Below are 3,647 nucleotides of genomic sequence, written 5' to 3' on the forward strand. Positions count from 1 at the left end.
TTGTGGTGGAGCCGGTGCTGGTTGAAGAGGGTGCCCACCGCGGTCTCACCGAAGGGCCAGGGAGTCTCGTGGTCGATGTCGCAGCGGCTGGCGAGGACTTCGCAGCCGGGCCCACGGCAGACGCCGTCGACTGCCTGCACGTGCTCGACCATCGCCCGGGTGGGCCGGTAGGCCTTGGTCGGACGGGAGAGCGCCTGTCCGGTGTCGACGTCGACCGGGAGGGTGCGCCACACCGACCCGGACCGGCTGATGATCTCGCGGGCATGGGCGGCGGTGACCCACCCGTGGCCGGGCAGCTCGCAGAACGCCTCCGAGGCGCCGATGGCAACCTCGAAAGGCACCACCAACCACACGAGGGCAGCCGGCCGTCCAGCGGTGCGTCACCGGCGGGAGCGCCGCTGGTGCCGTCGGCCGGTCCGCTCCCCGGTCCGCTTTCCGTCGAGTCAGTATCGGGGCAGCCTCGATCGGCGCCCGCGCCAGCAGGCTGCTGCGCCGCCGGGTAGCTCCCAAGCAGCGACTCGGTCGCCAGGTCGCAGCGGAGCTGGTCCAGGGTGCGCCCGTCACCGGCGCCGCGGGCCGCTCGGGCCCGGGTGTCGAGGCGGTCCAGGACGGCGGCGAGCGCCTCGGCATCGGTGACCAGCGTCAGGCAGCCCATGCCGTCGCCCGTCAACCGGCCGAACACGCCGCGGCGAGACCTCGCCTGTGCGCGCCGCTCCTCGGAACCGCGTGAGTCGACGGATGCGATGGCACGCCGCAGCCGGGTCATGAACGTCCGCTGCGGCACCGCCTGCCCGTCGCGCGACGGCGCGAGCACCGCCGCTTCCACGAGTGCCACGTCGGCATCAGACAGCGCGGCCGTCCCGGAGCTCACCTGCAGGGCCCGGTGCAACGAGGTCGTGCCGGCACGCAGCGCGGCCAGGATGGTCCGGTGCCGGCGGGGTGCGGTGGCCGGCGACAGGCGTCGCGCGACCTCGCCCAGACCGACACCCGTCGCCAGGGCGATCTCCTCACCCACGACCCGGTCGGTCGACACCCTCCCCGTCATCCGGGACGGCGAGCCGGCGGGAAGAGCGGCGATCTGCTGCTCCTCGATCGTGCGCAAGGCGGCGTAGGCCGAGAGCAGGTCGGCCTCGAGTCGCGCCTTGGCCGCCTCGAGCGACTCGATGTCGGCCAGCACCCGCTCGCCCGCCCGCGCCAGGCCCTCCAAGGCCTCCGCCGCTCGACGCCTCTCCGGGTTCGGACCGTGCTCCGCCGCCTGCGACTGCAGCTCGAGGAGCCGCGCCCGAGGGGGCTCGAGGGACCGCCCGAGCTCCGTCGCGTCCGCTGACCATGCGATCCGGATGACGTCGAGACGAGGGCGAGGAGGCATGCCCGTGACGTCGATGTACGGCATGGCCATCCTCCTTCCCCTGAGTTCCCGGTCACTCAAGTAGAACCTTCGTTCGAGTGAAATGGAAGGGGCGGGACAGTGGTGTGGACAATGAAAGCCCCTGTGCTGCAAGGCGTCCCGTCTGCCGTCGGAGGCGCGACCGGGTGCCATGTCATCCGCTGTCACGGCGACGGCCTAGGGTCAGGCCATGGCGCGGACGAGGATGACGGTCACCGGCACGCCGGTCGGCGACGTCGACCTGGCGGTCGTCACGCCCGTCGGCACGCGCCGCAGCCATCCGCTCCCGCTGCTGCTCGCACACGACGGCCCCGAGTACTCCCGGCGCGCGCACCTGCTCTCCGTGCTGCGGGGCGCCACGAGTGACGGCAGGGTCGCGCCGACCCGCGTCGTCCTGCTCGAGCCCGGACCGCGCAACGAGCGGTATGCCGCCAACCCCGACTGGGCGCAGGCGCTCACCCAGCACGTGCTCCCGGCGGTGCGGACGGCATACGCAAGCAGCGGGAAGCCCGCCCTCATGGGGGCGAGCCTCGGCGCGCTCGCCTCGCTCCAGGCCGAGTGGCTGCACCCGGGCACGTTCGGGTCGCTGTTCCTGCAGTCGGGCTCCTTCTTCCGCAAGCGGGTCGACGACGAGGAGGACTTCGAGTTCTGGCACCGCGTGACGGCCTTCGTCACGAACGTCAGGCGCGTCAGGAGGCGCCGCACCGACGCGCGCGTCGTCATGACGTGCGGCACCGGCGAGGGCAACCTGGCGAACAACCGCCAGATGGCGCAGGCGCTCGCCGGCAGCGGCCACGACGTGTCGCTGGCCGAGGTGCCGGGCGGACACGACTGGCGCTCGTGGCACTCCGCCTTCGACCCCCACCTCTTCGACTCGCTCGCCCGCGAAACCCCGCGCTGAGCGAGCGACAGATGCCCTTCTTGCTGCAAGGATCGCAGTCGAGCACCCCACTCCCGACGGCAGGAGCTGCACGATGACCGACACCGCCTGGCAGCAGGAGCTGCCGGACTCGTCCGCCGCCACCACCTCCCCGGAGCGCGCGCCGTCGGACAGGACCCACCTGGTCGGGCTCCTGCTCGGCGCCGAGGAGGACTGGCCCACCGCGTTCGAGGCGCTGCTGGCGCTCGTCGGGCCCATCACGACGGACGACGGTGTCACCCACCACCTCAGCAGCGAGCGGCTCACCATCGAGCCGTTCGACCTGCGTCAGCCCGTGCGCACCGAGCTCGTCATCGACCGCCTCGCGTACTGGTACTACCACCCGCGCGAGTGGCTCAAGAAGGCCGCGCTGATGAACGATGCCTATCTGCTCAACAGCCCCTTCACCTTCCAGTCCATGGAGAAGCACAGCGCCTACGTCGCCCTGATGCGCCTGGGGCTCAAGGTCCCCGAGACCTGGCTCGTGCCCTACAAGAACCCCGTCGACAACGTCCGCTGGGCCTACACGAGCGCCAAGTACAACCGGCCCTTCGACCTCAAGGCCATCGCCAACCAGCTCGGCTACCCGATGTACATGAAGCCGTTCGACGGCGGCGGCTGGCGCGGGGTCTCGCGCATCGACGACGAGCGCGACCTCGTCAAGGCCTACGACGAGTCCGGCGAGATGCTCATGCACCTGCAGGCCACCATCGAGTACGACCACTTCGCACGGGCCCTGTCGATCGGCCCCGAGACGATGGTCATGGACTTCCGCCCCGAGCAGCCGATGCACAACCGGTATGCCGTGAGCCACGACTTCCTGACCCCGTCCGCCGGGCGCCAGACCGCCGCGATCAGCCGCATCGTCAACGCGATGTTCGGCTGGGAGTTCAACTCCTGCGAGATGCTCGTCAAGGGCGACGACGTCTACCCGATCGACTACGCCAACGCCTGTCCTGACGTGGCCGTCACGTCACTGCACTACTACTTCCCCTGGGCCATCAAGGCGCTCGTGCGCTGGTCGGCCTACTGCCTCGTCACCGGCCGCCGCGGCCCGATGGACCTCGAGATGCGCCGCTACTTCGACGTCGCCGACCGCGACGACCTCAGCGACCAGGAGAAGCTCGACGCCTACCTCGCGATCGCCGACGAGTACTTCGAGACGGCCGACTACTGGCCCTGGTGCGAGCAGCACCTGCCCCACCTCGACGCCGCGGTGCTCGAGTGGGTGCAGTCCGACGCCTTCACCAACCTGCTGCGCTCGACGGTGGTCACGACCTACCCGGCGCACGAGCGCGACAGGTTCATGGCGCACTTCGGCGGTCTCATCGGCCTGTGGGT

The 3,647-nt window shown here is 70.9% G+C and carries 2 protein-coding genes and 1 pseudogene; 2 read left to right on the forward strand and 1 reads right to left on the reverse strand.

From position 1 onward, the window contains the following. Window positions 1–341: pseudogene (locus ABD194_RS20745) on the reverse strand (HNH endonuclease signature motif containing protein); the annotation flags it as partial. Between the two features lie 1,236 nt (window positions 342–1,577). Between ABD194_RS20745 and ABD194_RS20750 the strand changes: the two are divergent. Together ABD194_RS20750 and ABD194_RS20755 are read left to right on the forward strand one after the other, a co-directional pair. Further along, window positions 1,578–2,288 carry an alpha/beta hydrolase gene (locus ABD194_RS20750; RefSeq protein WP_343995066.1) on the forward strand — a complete coding sequence of 237 codons (711 nt, stop codon included), beginning with the start codon at window positions 1,578–1,580 and terminating at the stop codon, window positions 2,286–2,288. A gap of 73 nt (window positions 2,289–2,361) precedes the next feature. After that, a partial coding sequence (locus tag ABD194_RS20755) for an ATP-grasp domain-containing protein (RefSeq protein ID WP_343995068.1) occupies window positions 2,362–3,647 on the forward strand: 1,286 nt, incomplete at its 3' end.

The sequence above is a fragment of the Terrabacter terrae genome (genome assembly GCF_039529575.1).
GTDB lineage: Bacteria > Actinomycetota > Actinomycetes > Actinomycetales > Dermatophilaceae > Terrabacter > Terrabacter terrae.